Annotated in this window: 17 protein-coding genes; 6 read left to right on the forward strand and 11 right to left on the reverse strand. The window is 47.4% G+C overall.

The genetic code is table 11. The features are described from left to right. Nucleotides 1-14: 14 nt before the first annotated feature. The 7 genes from SB847_RS07345 to ytaF all read right to left on the reverse strand — a co-directional run bounded on the left by SB847_RS07345 (nucleotide 15) and on the right by ytaF (nucleotide 6,091). Entirely contained in the window at nucleotides 15-1,148 is a 1,134-nt protein-coding gene (locus SB847_RS07345; protein ID WP_105937532.1) for an acyl-CoA dehydrogenase, read from the reverse strand. A gap of 29 nt (nucleotides 1,149-1,177) precedes the next feature. Further along, complete coding sequence (locus SB847_RS07350) at nucleotides 1,178-2,029, reverse strand: 3-hydroxybutyryl-CoA dehydrogenase (protein WP_410561537.1); 852 nt, start codon at nucleotides 2,027-2,029, stop codon at nucleotides 1,178-1,180. Between the two features lie 19 nt (nucleotides 2,030-2,048). Further along, entirely contained in the window at nucleotides 2,049-3,230 is a 1,182-nt protein-coding gene (locus tag SB847_RS07355; RefSeq protein ID WP_410561535.1) for an acetyl-CoA C-acetyltransferase, read from the reverse strand. Between the two features lie 140 nt (nucleotides 3,231-3,370). Continuing rightward, on the reverse strand, nucleotides 3,371-4,108 hold the full coding sequence (locus SB847_RS07360) for a glycerophosphodiester phosphodiesterase (protein ID WP_045208214.1): 738 nt from the start codon (nucleotides 4,106-4,108) through the stop codon (nucleotides 3,371-3,373). A gap of 87 nt (nucleotides 4,109-4,195) precedes the next feature. Further along, a complete protein-coding gene (locus SB847_RS07365; RefSeq protein ID WP_410561533.1) occupies nucleotides 4,196-4,822 on the reverse strand; it encodes an N-acetylmuramoyl-L-alanine amidase family protein in 627 nt (208 codons plus the stop codon). 18 nt (nucleotides 4,823-4,840) lie between these two features. Next, nucleotides 4,841-5,158, reverse strand: coding sequence for a hypothetical protein (locus SB847_RS07370; RefSeq protein WP_014721488.1), 318 nt, complete (start codon nucleotides 5,156-5,158; stop codon nucleotides 4,841-4,843). 309 nt (nucleotides 5,159-5,467) lie between these two features. Further along, nucleotides 5,468-6,091, reverse strand: coding sequence for a sporulation membrane protein YtaF (ytaF, locus tag SB847_RS07375; RefSeq protein ID WP_017418120.1), 624 nt, complete (start codon nucleotides 6,089-6,091; stop codon nucleotides 5,468-5,470). A gap of 146 nt (nucleotides 6,092-6,237) precedes the next feature. Between ytaF and SB847_RS07380 the strand changes: the two genes are divergently transcribed. The 6 genes from SB847_RS07380 (at nucleotide 6,238) to alr (ending at nucleotide 10,548) form a co-directional block, all read left to right on the forward strand. Beyond that, nucleotides 6,238-6,870 (forward strand): helix-turn-helix domain-containing protein, encoded by a 633-nt coding sequence (locus SB847_RS07380; protein WP_130570806.1) that lies wholly within the window; start codon nucleotides 6,238-6,240, stop codon nucleotides 6,868-6,870. Nucleotides 6,871-7,166: 296 nt separating this feature from the next. Continuing rightward, the gene (locus SB847_RS07385) at nucleotides 7,167-7,304 is read left to right on the forward strand and encodes a hypothetical protein (protein ID WP_014470646.1); all 138 of its coding nucleotides are present in this window, start codon (nucleotides 7,167-7,169) and stop codon (nucleotides 7,302-7,304) included. A 93-nt stretch (nucleotides 7,305-7,397) separates the two neighbouring features. Beyond that, nucleotides 7,398-8,516, forward strand: coding sequence for an NADH-dependent flavin oxidoreductase (locus SB847_RS07390; protein WP_032863662.1), 1,119 nt, complete (start codon nucleotides 7,398-7,400; stop codon nucleotides 8,514-8,516). A gap of 126 nt (nucleotides 8,517-8,642) precedes the next feature. Further along, nucleotides 8,643-8,855: a spore germination protein gene (locus SB847_RS07395; RefSeq protein ID WP_007408362.1), complete on the forward strand. Its 213-nt coding sequence runs from the start codon at nucleotides 8,643-8,645 to the stop codon at nucleotides 8,853-8,855. A 125-nt stretch (nucleotides 8,856-8,980) separates the two neighbouring features. Beyond that, nucleotides 8,981-9,193, forward strand: a complete 213-nt coding sequence (locus SB847_RS07400; RefSeq protein ID WP_038459145.1) for a spore germination protein — start codon at nucleotides 8,981-8,983, stop codon at nucleotides 9,191-9,193. Between the two features lie 173 nt (nucleotides 9,194-9,366). After that, nucleotides 9,367-10,548: an alanine racemase gene (gene alr, locus SB847_RS07405; protein WP_017418123.1), complete on the forward strand. Its 1,182-nt coding sequence runs from the start codon at nucleotides 9,367-9,369 to the stop codon at nucleotides 10,546-10,548. A gap of 147 nt (nucleotides 10,549-10,695) precedes the next feature. Here the strand turns inward: alr and spo0A are convergent, their stop codons facing one another. The 4 genes from spo0A to ahrC all read right to left on the reverse strand — a co-directional run bounded on the left by spo0A (nucleotide 10,696) and on the right by ahrC (nucleotide 15,432). After that, complete coding sequence (gene spo0A, locus SB847_RS07410) at nucleotides 10,696-11,496, reverse strand: sporulation transcription factor Spo0A (RefSeq protein WP_003153177.1); 801 nt, start codon at nucleotides 11,494-11,496, stop codon at nucleotides 10,696-10,698. Nucleotides 11,497-11,776: 280 nt separating this feature from the next. Continuing rightward, nucleotides 11,777-13,057, reverse strand: a complete 1,281-nt coding sequence (gene spoIVB, locus SB847_RS07415; RefSeq protein ID WP_007408360.1) for a SpoIVB peptidase — start codon at nucleotides 13,055-13,057, stop codon at nucleotides 11,777-11,779. A 163-nt stretch (nucleotides 13,058-13,220) separates the two neighbouring features. Next, nucleotides 13,221-14,951 carry a DNA repair protein RecN gene (recN, locus tag SB847_RS07420; RefSeq protein ID WP_410561530.1) on the reverse strand — a complete coding sequence of 577 codons (1,731 nt, stop codon included), beginning with the start codon at nucleotides 14,949-14,951 and terminating at the stop codon, nucleotides 13,221-13,223. 31 nt (nucleotides 14,952-14,982) lie between these two features. After that, complete coding sequence (gene ahrC, locus SB847_RS07425; RefSeq protein ID WP_003153173.1) at nucleotides 14,983-15,432, reverse strand: transcriptional regulator AhrC/ArgR; 450 nt, start codon at nucleotides 15,430-15,432, stop codon at nucleotides 14,983-14,985. Between the last annotated feature and the right edge of the window lie 56 nt (nucleotides 15,433-15,488).

Genomic DNA, 15,488 nt, shown 5'->3' on the forward strand with positions numbered 1-15,488 from the left:
CCTTTGCGCACTTTTTATTGAAGAAGATACTTAGAAATAATCAGCCTTTGAATCTCATTGGTTCCTTCATAAATTTGCGTAACTTTCGCATCCCGAAATAAACGCTCCGCGGGATACTCTTTCATATAGCCGTAACCGCCGTGAATCTGCACAGCCTCCACCGCCGCTTTCATCGCCGCATCGGACGCGAATTGCTTCGCCATAGATGCTTCTTTTCCGCACGGAAGCCCTCGCTGATACAGATCAGCAGCATGATAGACCAATAATTTGGCAGCTTCCGCATTCGTCGCCATGTCAGATAATTTAAATGAAACAGCCTGATTCGAAGCGATGGGTCTGCCGAACTGGCTGCGGGTTTTGGCGTACTCCACCGAGCAGCCGAGCGCCGCTTCAATAATCCCGAGCGCCTGAGCCGCTATGCCGATCCGTCCGACTTCAAGGTTTTTCATGGCGATTGAAAAGCCTTCGCCCTCTTCGCCGAGCCGGTTTTCAATCGGAATTTCCGCTTGGTCAAACTGTAATTCGACAGTATTGGAACCTAACAATCCGAGCTTTTTTTCTTTTTTTCCGATAGAAAAACCGGGTGTGTTTTTTTCAACGATAAACGCTGAAATCCCCTTTCTCCCCTTACCCGGATCGGTTATGGCGAATGTCAGATACAGATCTGCCGCTCCGCCGTTTGTAATAAAGATTTTTGAACCGTTCAGAATATATGAACCGCCTTTTCGCACGGCCGTTGTTTTCAGGCTTCCCGCATCAGATCCGGATTGAGGCTCAGTAAGCGCAAATGCCCCAATATATTCGCCCGCTGCCAGCTTCGGAATATACGTTTGTTTTTGGGCTTCTGTCCCGAAATGCAAAATCGGGATTGTCCCTACCGATGTGTGGACGGATAAAATGACGCCGACGGCCGCGCTGACTTTTGATATTTCATGAATCGCTAAAATGTAAGATGTTGTATCAGCACCCGCCCCGCCGTAAGCTTCCGGGACGGGAATGCCCATCAATCCCGCTTCGCCCATTTTTTTAATCAGCCGCTCCGGAAATTCATCTGTTGATTCCATGAGCTCAACCACCGGCGCGATTTCCTTGCGGGCAAAATCACGCACCATTTTTCTCATCATGATGTGCTCTTCTGTAAAATGCATGGCTGCCGTCTCCCCTCATGATCTTTACGTCATCTGCCGTACTCATAAAAACCGCGCCCGCTTTTTTTGCCGAGCCAGCCGGCGCTGACATATTTTCTGAGCAGAGGGCATGGGCGGTATTTCGGATCTCCGAGCCCCGCATAGAGAACCTCCATAATGGAAAGGCACGTATCCAGCCCGATGAAGTCAGCTAATGTTAAAGGACCCATCGGGTGCCGCATGCCGAGCTTCATCACCGCATCAATCGCTTCCTTTGAAGCTGCTCCTTCGTAAAGGCAATAAATGGCTTCGTTAATCATCGGCATTAATATGCGATTAGATATAAAGCCCGGGAAGTCATTGACTTCGACAGGGGTTTTATTCATCCGGACGGCAAGCTTCTTTACTGTTTCCGCCGTTTCTTCCGATGTGGCGAGTCCTCTGATGACCTCGACAAGCTCCATGACAGGAACCGGATTCATAAAATGCATGCCGATTACTTTTTCAGGCCTTTTTGTGGCCGCGGCAAGTTCTGTAATGGGAAGAGAAGACGTATTGCTTGCCAATACGGCATGAGGGGGACAGATTTTATCAAGTGTGTCAAACAATTCTGCTTTTGCTTTTTTGTTTTCGGCAATAGCTTCAATTATAAAATCAGCATCTTCCGCTTCTGTGAGTTCTGCCGGGGAAATACGGCTGAAAACGGCATCTGTCTCCTGCTGTGACTTCCGTCCTTTTGCCTGCTCTTTCTCCAGGTTTGTCTTTATGCGGTGAAGACCTTTTGTTACCGTTTCCGGCTCCCAATCGTATAACTTGACGGCAAACCCGGCTTCTGCAGCCGTCTGCGCGATGCCTGCTCCCATCTGACCCACACCTGCGACCATGATTGTTTTCATCTTCATCCGGCGCTCCCTCCTTTGATCAGTACACCTCAAGCAGGACGGCATCTCCTTGAGCCGCTCCGCTGCATATAGCAGCTACGCCTAAACCCCCTCCGCGACGCTTTAATTCGTATATTAAACTCATGATGATTCTCGCTCCGCTTGCGCCGATCGGGTGGCCGAACGCGATTGCCCCTCCGTTTACATTCACTTTTTCCCGGCTGAACCCGGCTATTTTTTCACTCACCAGCACGACGGACGCAAATGCTTCATTTACTTCAAACAAATCAATATCGTCAACGGACAGTCCGGTTTTTGTCAAGAGCCGGCTGATGGCCTCTCCCGGCGCGCTTGCCAGCTCGGACGCTTCCAGTCCGACTGACGCAAAGCCAAGTATCGCTGCGAGCGGCCTGACATGCTGCTTCGCGGCTTTTTCCTCTGACATCAGCACAAATGCTCCGGCCCCGTCATTTACACCGGGAGCGTTTCCGGCTGTAACCGTTCCGTCGGCTGTAAAAATTGGCTTGAGCGCTGCAAGCTGCTTAAGGCTCGTATCAGGACGCAGCCCCTCATCCGCTTCAACAGTATGCTGTTTACCCTTTTTGCCGATCCAGGTGACGGGGACAATTTCTTCACGCAATTTGCCCGCTTCAGCCGCCTCTGCCGCACGTTTCTGGCTCAAAAGAGCGTAATGATCCTGTTCATCCCGGGAAATGCCGTACTTTTTGGCCGCAGTGCTTCCGTGGACAGCCATATGCACCTGGTCGAACGCACAGGTCAGCCCGTCATGAACCATTAAATCCTGAAACACCCCGTCCCCCATCCTCACACCCCAGCGACCGGCCGGAATGGCGTACGGGATGTTGCTCATGCTTTCCATTCCGCCTGCAATCAGCACGTTCGCATCTTTCGCCCGAATCATTTGATCACAGATGGTAACGGCCCTGAGCCCTGATGCACAGACCTTATTAATGGTTTCAGCCGGAACGGACCACGGAAGCCCGGCATATCTTGCAGCCTGCCGTGCCGGAATCTGCCCGGCACCCGCCTGGACGACCATTCCCATCACCGCTCCTTCCGCTTCGCTTTCACTGATAGCGGCGCGCTTGATTGCTTCTTTTATGGCAATGCCGCCAAGCTCGGCTGCCTTTACCTCTTTTAATGCGCCGCCAAATTTTCCGAACGGCGTTCTTGCCGCACTGACGATAACCGTTTTTCCCACAATTTTGCCTCACTTTCAATAAGATAAAAGATAACGCTTACACAAAACGCCCTGTTACAATATATGAACCGGCTGACCGAGTTATGAGTGCACCGCCTTTTTCCCGCCCATAAAAAAAGAAGACTGTCTGAACAGTCTTCTCAGCTGCGGCATTCTTCTTTTATAGAAACAGCCAGCTTTGGATAATCGGTAAAAATTGCGTCTGCTCCCGCTTTCATCAGCTGCTTCATATCCTCAGGACGATTGACGGTGAACGGACGGAGCGCCGCTTGGTGTTTTGCAAGATGTTTGATCACTTCAGCGCTCACCGCCGGCGTACCGAGCTTCGGATGATAACCCGAAGCGGGAATGGCGGCAAGATACCGTTCAGGCCGGTACAGTACATCCATTGTCAGCACCGCCCGTTCAATTTCAGGTGCCAGGGCGTGGCAAACCGCGAGACTCTCATGATTAAATGAAGAAAAAATAACGCGCTTTTCCAGTCCGTAATATCTGACTTTTTTAATCACTTCTTCTTCCATTCCTTCGTAACGGAATACACTGTTTTTCAGCTCAATGTTTATCAGAAAATCAGCACGTTCCGCAAAACGCAGCACATCTGACAAAAGCGGAATTCTGACACCTTTAAAAGCATCTTTCCATTTTCCGGCGGCATCGGCGATTCTGATTTTGTCATACGCCGTATCTTTCACAAATCCTTTCAAAGACGTCGTGCGGTCGAGGGTTTCATCGTGAATGACCACGATCCGGCCGTCTTTTGTCATCTGTACATCAAGTTCGATTCCGTCAGCCCCGTCCTCAATCGCTTTTTTGAATGCAGGCATCGTATTTTCAGGGCAGTCGCCCGACGCCCCCCGGTGGGCAAAAATATTCGTCATATGTGTCACCTCAGGTGTTTGTCATCGGTTTTCTCTATTATAATCGTTATGCACACAAGGAGGGCGCTATTTACACATATTTTATCATTACTGTCCGCTGTAATAGGTTTCGATTCCGTTTACAACGGCGTCAGCGGCGTGCTCTTGGTCGTTATCGCTTTTCAGCTTGTCCGCATCTTGAGGATTTGTGATAAAACCTAATTCAGCCAGCACACTCGGCATCTTTGAATATGTAATGACATAAAAAGGAGCTTCTTTTACGCCTCTGTCCCTCATCCCTAAAGACGTGACAAGCTGCTGCTGGATGTCGGAAGCAAGCCTTTCGCTGTCTGCTCCTTCATATGTCGAATTAAAATACGTTTCCGTGCCCGATGCCGTTGAGACGGCTGAATTCGTATGGAGGCTGACGAATAAATCGGATTGGCTGGCGCTTGCTTTCGCCACCCGCTCGTCCAAACGTAAAAAAGTATCGTCAGTCCTTGAAGCTACAGGTTTTGCGCCTTCTGTCTCCAATTTGGCGATCACCTTGTTTGACACCGCTAAATTGATGTTTTTCTCAAGCAGTCCATTTCCGCCGGCCCCGCTGTCTTCTCCGCCATGTCCGGCATCGATATAAATGGTTTTCCCTTGCAAAGGTTCAGCTGCATAAGCAGACGGCGCAAGCAGAAGCAGAGCGGCACCGAAGGCAGCAGCGCTTTTTGTCAGTAAACCCACGTTTTTTCCTCCCCGTTTTCACATATCTGTTTCTTTTTTCAGTTCCTCAAGCCGTAATTGTCCGTTGCTCTCTTTTTTATAGGTGATTTGCACCGCCGTATGTTCAGGCAGAGACTGACATTCAAACCGCTTAGCGAAAGGCACCTTCACCTCTTGCCTTTCTCCGTCAATTTCGACCGCGATCGTATCGTTTCCAGCCGCTTTTATAAATGTTCCTTCCTGTGTAAATGACGGCGCCGCATCAGCCTCCGCGGTATACTCGCAGCCTGATAACAGCCATGCGGTGAAGATCAGAAGTATGACAGACTTCACACAGATCACCTCACGTTTTCTCATTCGGCTTTATCTTTGAACAGAATGGCCGATTTGTAAAGGGAGCCTCCATTCCTCCAGCGCTTTTCCATATTTGGAATGAAGGCTATCTGACCTGCTGTTTACCTGAACTTAGAAAGAAAACAAGCTGATCAGTCTATGAAAAAGGTTCTGTCTGAAGGCCGAATATGCAGAATTTAACGGAAACGGACGACTTTCTGTTCATTTTGAAAAAATATCAGATCGGCAAAAAAAAGAGAGCCGCGTCATGCGCTCTCCCGAATAGAAACATTCATATTTATTTTGAGCTTTTCATAAAATGAACGGGACAACTTAAAAGAGCAGCGTATTGGCAGCAATGATGAGAATAATCACTCCGCTCAGCACCGTGCTGAACTGTCCGACGTGAAAAGAACCGATGCGCAATGATGCGGCTTTTTTTCCAAGCGAGCAGCCGACCCATATGGTCAAAAAGCTTCCGACCGCCGCAGTGATGGAAATGGCAGCGGGAGAAAGCCCGATCAAACCCGCGCTTAATCCGTTGGTCAGCGCATTTGCGGATACGGCCACCCCGAGAACCATGGATTCCAATATACCGATTTCTCCCGAACCGTCGGCATCCGCTGCCTCCGGATTTTGCAGCAGACCGGCAAAACGGCCTTTTTTTCCTGACGCGCCAACACGCGCTGTTTTTCTCGGCACAGCCAGCAGAATGATGCGGATACCGATGACAGATAAAATAAACGCCGCCAGCAATACAGGAAGAAAGCCCGGTAAAACGGCTGAAATCCATTTGCCGAAATAAATTCCGATATAACTGAATACAAAACAGATAAAAGCGATCATCATATTCGACGCATGCGATATTTTGATTTTTCTGATGCCGTATGACATCCCCACTCCTAAATTATCAATGCTCGAGGACACTGCCAAACCTAAAATCAATAACCAAGCCATGTTCGTTTCTCTCCATTCTTTGATGTCTTTTCAACATGTTGTGCCGTTGAATCTACACTATCCTATTCAGCCGCACAGAAAAGGTACCTTTTCTGCAAAAATTATTGATTAATGATCATCATTCCGGCGGAAACGAGGTGACACCCTTGACAGAAAATAAAAATAAGACACTGGGGCCCCTTTTAAAATCACTGCTTGATAAGCACTCGCTCTCCATGAGAAAACTCGGCGCCTTAACAAATATTGATACGGCCACCATCTCCCGGATTATAAACGGCAAGCAGAAGGCCAATTTAAAGCATCTTCAGGAATTTTCAAAACATCTCCGCACTCCGCTGGAGGAATTGCTTGAGGCGTCAGGCATAGACATCGGCCATGAAAAAGAAGCGGCGCCGCAAGACCCGATGCACGCGATTCAGGATATGCTGAATATGGCCGAGATGTTTGATCAGCCTTTTTCCCGGGAGCAAATCGAGCGCGAACTGACCAGATATGAACAATATGCCAAAACCCAGCAGGGCCATCGCCTGATTTGCGATGAGTTTCAAAAGAAAATGGACAATGAAGAAAGCGTCGGCCCTTTTATTGATCATTTGAAAAACATGCATCATCGGTATATGGATGAATCAACACCGGCTGAAGACCGCGCGATTCTCGGGAGCGCGCTGCTGTATTATATTTTAGCGACCGACGTCATTCCGGATTACATGTTTCCGATCGGCTACCTGGATGACGCCATCGCCGTTCAAATCGCTTTGAACCGGCTGAAAAAAAAGTAAAGGCGCTTAAAAAAGCGCCCTTTTTGTGTTGAAAAATATGAAACACCGCATTACGGTTTTGTCAAAACAGAGACAGCTGTCATATGATACATCAACCTAACAAAAAGGAGGGTGTCTTCTATGGACAGCAACACAGTTGTGGCAGTGTGCGCTCTGTTAAGTGTTGTGATTCAGATCGGAACGATATTCGCCGCAGGAAAGTGGAAAAAAGAATAAATAAAAACAAATTGACGGTTTTTTCGCACAAGCGTATGCTTATAAATAACCTTGTGAAAGATAAGAAAGAAGATATGCATATGAAAAAAATCATTCTCCTCTTCGCCGCCGCTGTCATATTCAGCTCGATCGGCCATCAAATTTCAGGAGGATATAAAGATCCTGAAAAGGAACGGAGAAAACCGTTTCATTCGTTTAAATGGTTCAGCCGGTCATAACCTCAGGAAGAAGAACAAGCAAAATAATTGCACACAATTAAAACATAAGCTAGAATACGGACGAGTTAAACTCCTAAGGAAGAAGGCGAAATGATGAAGCAAACTTATAAACCGCTGTTTGAACCTTTTACGTTCGAAAGCGGCGTCACCATACCAAACCGTATTTCAGTCGCGCCGATGACACACTATTCATCAAATGATGACGGAACGATTTCCGACCGTGAATTAAGCTACATTACTCCCCGTTCAAAAGAAATGGGCATGGTCATTACGGCATGTGCAAACGTAACGCCGGACGGCAAAGCGTTTCCAGGCCAGCCCGGCATCTATGATGATTCTCACATTCCCGGCTTGAAAAAACTCGCTCAGGCGATCCAGTCTCAAGGAGCGAAAGCCGTTGTGCAGATTCACCACGGAGGATTGGAATGCCCTCCTGAACTCGTGCCAAACAACGACGTCGTCAGTCCGAGCGGCTCAGAAGAAGACGGGAGACAAACGTCCCGGGCTCTCACCGAACAAGAAATTGAGCACATCGTGAAAGCATTCGGCGAAGCGACACGCAGAGCGATTGAAGCCGGCTTTGACGGTGTTGAAATTCACGGGGCAAACGGGTACCTGATTCACCAATTTTATTCACCGAAAACAAACCGGCGCACAGACCGCTGGGGCGGAAGCGATGAAAAGCGCCTTGCGTTCCCGCTTGCAGTCGTTGACGCTGTCAAACAGGCAATTGATACACACGCTGAAAATCCATTCGTTCTCGGCTACCGTCTGTCACCGGAAGAGCCGGAAACACCGGGGCTTACAATGAAAGAAACATTCATGCTCGCCGACGCGCTTGCAGAAGAGAACTTGGATTATCTGCATATTTCACTGATGGATGTCAATTCCAAAGCCCGCCGCGGGGCGGATACTTCACGGACGCGGATGGATTTATTAAACGAACGCGTCGGTCATAAAGTGCCGCTGATGGCCGTCGGTTCCATCTATACCGCGGACGAAGCGCTTGCCGTATTAGAAAGCGGAATTCCGCTGGTGGCTCTGGGACGTGTCATTTTGATTAACCCCGAATGGGCGGTGCTGGTCAAAGAAGGCCGCGAACAGGAAATCGAAAAAGCCATTCAAGCATCTGAAATTGAGAAATACCGACTTCCTGAACCGTTATGGGAAATGATCCAGAATACAGGCGGCTGGGTGCCGTTTGAAAAGTAGACTAAAAAAACTGCCGGATGTCCGGCAGTTTTTTTGATTCACAAGTTTTTACCGCTTTGTTTACTTCTATTTCTTACACACAGCGTACATATAGTAAATAGATTAATAGAAAGGAGACCGTATATGATGGCTGGTTTTCCTATTACGATTAACAGTCTTTCCGGAAACGGGGTTGTCAATGTCGGCGGTGCGTTTTCGATAAGTCCTTTAACCGTATCAAAAACCGTCTACGGCTCAGGTGGGGGAAATACAGGGATGGTCCTGCAAATGAATCAATCCAGTACCTCTCAATCTTCAAGCTCTCAATACTCTGATCAAAATGTAACGAAAACACTATGACATCTCCATTCCCCTCCCTTTCCGGCTGGCAGCAGCCGGATTCTTTTTGCCGTTTTGTTTAATCTTATTCCATATTACAGCGTACATATAGTTAGTAGACTGTGAGAGAAAGGAGAAAAAATAGAATGAGCGGTTGCCCGATTACGATAAACAACGTATCAGGAAACGGAGTTGTCAATGTTGGCGGCGCCATATCCATCAGTCCGCTGACTGCATCAAAAACCGTTTTCGGTGCCGGAGGGGGAAATATCGGCATTGTCATTCAAAACAATGCTGTGAGCCACTCCAAAATGTTTGAACATCAATTTTCAGATCAGAATATTGTAAAGTCAATTTAAGGGCTGACAAGCAGCCCTTACTGCATAAATAAGCAGGCTCACTGATTTCCCGAAAACTAGATTTTTAAACATCAGCGATCACCTTCCCTTGTTTTGAATGATTTCAGTTCAAGATGAATAGAATGCAGATTGAAAGCGAGTACTGAATCTCATTAAGGAAAGAAGGAATCGTGATGAAAAAACTTTGCCGGGAAGTTTGGATTGAAGTTGACCTTGATGCGATAAAAAAGAACGTACGGGCGATCCGCCGCCATATTCCGAATACGTCTAAAATTATGGCCGTCGTAAAAGCCAACGCTTATGGCCACGGGTCTGTGGAAGTAGCGCGGCAGGCACTGGAAAGCGGGGCGAGCGAGCTCGCTGTCGCCAGCGTCGAAGAGGGAATTGTGTTACGGAGAGCGGGAATTACGGCACCTATTCTTGTGCTCGGCTTCACAGCTCTCAGCTGTGTGAAAAAATCTGCCGTTTGGAACATAACATTATCAGCGTTTCAGGTCAGCTGGATCAAAAAAGCGAATCGGATATTGGAAAAAGAAGCAGATTCGAAACGGCTGTCCATTCATATCAATGTGGATACCGGAATGGGCAGGCTGGGTGTGCGTACGGAAGAAGAACTTTTAGCAGTGGTGAAAGCGCTCAAGTCGAGTACATACCTGTCATGGGATGGCATCTTTACACATTTTTCAACAGCGGATGAACCGGACACTGAGCTGACGATGCTGCAGCACGAAAAGTTTATCAGCTTTCTCAGCTTTTTAAAAAATCAAGACATTACGCTGCCTACCGTGCATATGTGCAACACAGCCGCCGCTATCGCATTCCCGGAATTCAGCGCCGACATGATCCGTTTAGGCATTGGGTTATATGGTTTATATCCGTCCGCCTCGATAAAGGAACTGAACCTCGTGGATCTCACACCCGCACTAAGTTTAAAGGCGCGTATCGCTTATGTGAAAGCCATGGTGACAGATCCCCGGACCGTCAGTTATGGCGCCACATATATCGCCGAACCGGGTGAAATCATCGCGACGATTCCGATCGGCTATGCTGACGGTTACTCCCGCGCCCTGTCCAACCGCGGGTTTATTCTGCACCGCGGCAGACGGGTGCCGGTAGCGGGGAGAGTGACAATGGATATGATCATGGTCAGTTTAGGTGAGAATGAGGGCAAACAAGGAGAAGAAGTCGTCATCTACGGTAAACAACAAGGAGCCGAGATTTCCGTTGATGAAATTGCCGAAATGCTCGGTACGATCAGCTACGAAGTCTTATCTGTGTTAAGCCGCCGCGTCCCCCGCTTTTATTTCAGAGACGGCAAAATCATTAAAATATCAGCACCGGTATTATACGTGTAGACGTCATAGATCCCGCATTTATGTATAGAACAAGTAACGGCGTGAGTGATTCCCATTGTTTTCGTCAGCAAAATTTCAAAACGCCTTCTCTTCCGCGTTCATGCACGGAAAAGAAGGCGCGAAAAAGGCATTTAGCCAAAAGCTTTGTTACGAAGCTTTATGCTCCAATCTCAGCTTGTCAGCAACCATCGCGATGAATTCTGAATTGGTTGGTTTTGCTTTTGTCATGCTTACCGTATATCCGAACAGTGAAGAAATGGAATCAATATTTCCCCTGCTCCATGCGACTTCAATGGCGTGGCGGATGGCCCGTTCTACACGGCTTGCGGTCGTGTTGAATTTTTTGGCGATGTCGGGATAAAGGACTTTTGTGATGCTGCCGAGGAGTTCAATATCGTTATACACCATGGAAATGGCTTCACGCAAATAAAGATAGCCTTTGATATGGGCAGGCACACCGATCTCATGGATAATGCTTGTAATGCTGGCATCGAGATTTTTCCGCTTCGGCTCCGGCTGGCTGCGGATAATGCTGCTTTGCGCAGACGGCGCACGGTGTGTGACACTGCTGACATTTCCGCTTACCTGGCGGATATGGCCGACAAGGTTTTCCATATCAAACGGCTTCAGGATGAAATAGGACGCGCCTAAATCGACGGCTTTTTTCGTTACGTCTTCCTGACCGAATGCCGTCAGCATGATGACGTTCGGCTGCTTCTCGAGCTCTGATTCCCGCAGACGCTCCAAAACCGCAAGTCCGTCCAGATGCGGCATGATAATGTCTAAAACGAGCACATCGGGATTCTTATCTTTAAACAAAGAAAGACATTCCTGTCCGTTATAAGCAACGCCGATCACTTCCATATCATCCTGTCCCTCTATATATTCACTCAACAGGCTTACAAGCTCTCGATTATCATCAGCAACACAAACTTTAATTTTCTCCACGTTTCTTCCTCCCCCAATGTATTAACAGGACGCAACCCATTTGACTGCTATATGTTACATTCGACAAAACCACTACTTCCCCTTTTAAAAAATCCATATTTACCAATAATAGTGGTATATCTTTGTTATTCTAGCATTTTCTAGGTTTTTCGACTAAAAATTAAGTTTGACAAATCAGGAAACGTGAATTTGTCGAAAAATCTTCATGTCTTATTTTACATGAATCCCGGAAAGAAGTGAAGAACGCATCACATAAAAAAACTGCCGGATCATCCGGCAGTCAGCTTGCTTTGTCTTTCCCGTAAACATCAACACCCGCTTCAGACAGCATCCATTCGATATGAACGCCGTAGCCGCTTGTCGGATCATTGACAAATACGTGGGTTACGGCTCCGACGACCTTTCCGTTCTGGATGATCGGGCTTCCGCTCATCCCCTGAACGATTCCGCCGGTTCTTTTCAGCAGTTTCGGATCTGTCACTTTCAACACCATTCCCTTTGTCGCCGGGAATTTTTGCGGCGTGGTGCTGACGATTTCAATATCAAATTTCTCTACTTTATCGTTTTCAATAACCGTCAGCATTTGCGCAGGTCCTTTTTTTACTTCATTTGACAAAGCAATCGGAAGCGCTTTGTCGGAAATGTTGTTTTTAATCGGCTGATGCAGTGTCCCGAAAATGCCGAACGGGCTGTTGCGGTTAATATCGCCGATCGTTTTCCGTTCTGACGAAAACCTTGCCAGTTTTTCGCCGGGATTGCCGCCTTTTCCTTTTTCAATCGATGTTACAGTTGAACGGACGATTTCTCCGTCTTCTACAACAATCGGTTTTTTTGTATCCATATCAGAGATGACGTGGCCCAATGCGCCGTATTTTTTTGTTTTCGGTTCAAAAAATGTCATGGTGCCGATGCCGGCTGCCGAATCGCGGATATAAAGGCCGATTCGATATTTCCCCTCGGCTTCGTCCTTTGTCGGAATCAGCTTTGTTTTGATTTTTTGCTTATCGCGTTTCACCAATAAGTCCAAAGATTCACCGGTTTTGCCCGCTTTTTGAATAAACGGAGCGATGTCGCTCATTTTTTCAATTTTATGTCCGTTCATTTTAATAATGATGTCGCCAGATTCAATTCCCGCTTGTTCTCCCGGAGACTTTTTCCCATCCTTTGTCATCACCTGGTGAAAGCCGACGACCAAAACACCGACTGAATGCAGTTTTACACCGATGGACTGTCCGCCCGGAATGACCTTCAATTCTGGAAGGACACGCACTTTTGTTTTTTTAATGGGAAACCCGGCAAGATCATATACTACTTCTGACCGGCCTTGTGTTTGCCCTGTTATGTTTGCATGGCCGTGCTCTTCTTTCAGCGTAAAGGCTTCTGATAATTCGCCCTTTTCAGCGCTTATTGATGCATTGACCGGAACGGCCTGTGTCTGGTTTTCAAAGACGCTCATTTCTGACGGAATCAGTAAATATTCTTTAAACGGCTTAAAAAAGCCTACACTTAGTAAAGAAACAAGGAGAATTACACCTATTGCTTTCCTCATGTTATCGTGCATTCATTCCTTCACTCTCCTCGCTCCTATCCCACACCACTTTCTTTTTCTGCTACATCTATACTTTTGCCTTCCTGCGCTTGATTTATAACCGGCATACGAAGAAAAACATTGGATACACTGTTAGAGAAATGGAACAAAAAAATAAGCTGCCTGTATCAGCAGCTTATCCTGTCGTTTTTACCTGTCCGGCCTGTTTTAAAAGCTCTTGTGCATGCCGTTTTGTCAGATCGGTCACTTCAACGCCCGCAATCATGCGGCCGATTTCCGCTACCTTGTCCTGTTTGGAAAGCGACGTGACATGCGTTGTCGTCCGGCCGTCTTTGAATTCTTTTGCGATCAGAAGGTGCGTATCCGCCATGGCGGCAACCTGCGGCAGGTGTGTAATGCAGAGCACCTGTGAACCGGTCGATACTTTATGGATTTTTTCCGCAATGGCTTGGGCAACCCGCCCGCTTACACCGGTGTCCACTTCGTCAAAGATGATGGAGGTGACATCCTGCTGGGAAGAAAAAATACTCTTCATCGCCAGCATCACCCTTGAAAGCTCGCCTCCGGAAGCGACCTTTGACAGCGGTTTTAAAGGCTCACCGGTGTTTGTTGAAATTAAAAACTTCACAAGGTCAATCCCCTTTTGGGTAAGCTGCACGGGCTGCCCGTTGACAACCGGTGCTTCACTGGCTGACGGATCGGTTTTCACGAGAAATTCCGTATCAAACGTTGATTTGCCCATATACAGACTTTTTAATTCCTGATGAATCGCTTCTGCCAGTTTCTTAGCCCAAGCTTTTCTGATTTTTGATAAATTGGCGGCTTCTACGGCCACATCTTTGCCGACCGACTCCAATTCCCTCTTCAGCGCTTCAAGGTGGCTGTCGCGGTTCTCGATTTGATCGATTTCCTCTTCTATTTTGGAGCCGTATTCCAAAATGTCTTCTACCGTCGCTCCGTATTTGCGCTTCAGCTGTTTGATCTCATTTAAACGGGTTTCAATAAAATTCAGCCGTTCCGGGTCATATTCCAGATCATCTAACAGATTGCGCATCTGAAAGGTTGCATCCTCCAGCAGATAATAAGAACTTGACACACTTTCTGACAGCTTTTGCAGCGGTTCATTGATATCCGAAATATCTTCAAGCTGGGCAGAGGCCATTCCGACCCAGTCAAGCCCCCTCTGCTCGCTGCGGAGCGCATTATAGGCGTTTTGCAATGATTCATAAATTTTTTCAAAGTTGGATATCTGCTTCCGCTCTTCCTGAAGAAGGTCGTCTTCATTCAATTCAAGCTTCGCCGACTCGATTTCTTCAAGCTGAAATTGAATCAGGTCTAACCGATGCGCCATTTCCTGCTCGCTTTCTGACAGCTTCTTCACTTTTTTGAGCAGCTTCATATAACGCTCATAGCCTTCATGGTAAGCCTGAAGCGCGGATTCGGCCTCAGCGCCCGCAAACCTGTCCAAAAGCTCCAAGTGTTTGTCATCTTCCATTAACAGCTGGTTATCATGCTGTCCGTGAATATCTAATAAAAGTCTGCCGATTTCCCTTAAAGCCGCAATCGTCACTAATTTTCCGTTGACACGGCAGACGCTTTTTCCTCCGGCATTGATGTCCCTTCTCATGACAATCATGTCATCAGATGCGTCTATTCCCTGCTCACGGCATACATCAAAAACGGGATGACCGCTGTCCAAAAGAAACAGTCCTTCAAGCTCGGCCTTTGTTTCACCGTAACGGACAAATTCAGACGAGCCGCGGCCGCCGACTAATAGGGAAACGGCGTCTATAATAATTGACTTGCCGGCCCCTGTTTCTCCCGTCAGGACGGTGAGCCCCCGTTCAAACGAAATCGTCAGTTCCTCTATAATGGCAAAGTTTTTTATTGATAGTTCAGCTAACAAACAGCATTCCACCTTTTATCTGATAATTACGCTACAGCAGCTCCAAAAGACGGCTTTGAACGCCTTCCGTATCTTCAGGCGTTCTGCAGATGATTAAGATCGTGTCATCTCCGCAAATCGTGCCCATGATTTCTTCCCATTCGAGATTATCCATCAGAGCGCCGATTGCCTGAGCATTCCCCGGCATCGTTTTTAATACGATCATATGGCTTGCTGAGTCAATTTTTACGAACGCATCCATTAATGAACGCTTCAGTTTTGACAGCGGATTGAACCGCTGATCCGCCGGCAGGCTGTATTTGTAGGAGCCGTTGTTCGTCGGCACCTTTACGAGATGCAGCTCTTTAATGTCTCTGGAGACAGTCGCCTGAGTTACCTTATATCCTTCTTCTCTCAGCATGTCAACTAAGTCATCCTGCGTTTCAATCTCATGGCTTGTAATAAGCTCTCTGATTTTTATATGCCTTTGGCCTTTTGTCATGTAAGCACCTCTGTTTTCAAGCTGTTCTTGTCATTATGTTAACCGCTTCTTGATAA

It is taken from the genome of Bacillus sp. SIMBA_026 (assembly GCF_046535335.1).
Lineage (GTDB): Bacteria > Bacillota > Bacilli > Bacillales > Bacillaceae > Bacillus > Bacillus velezensis.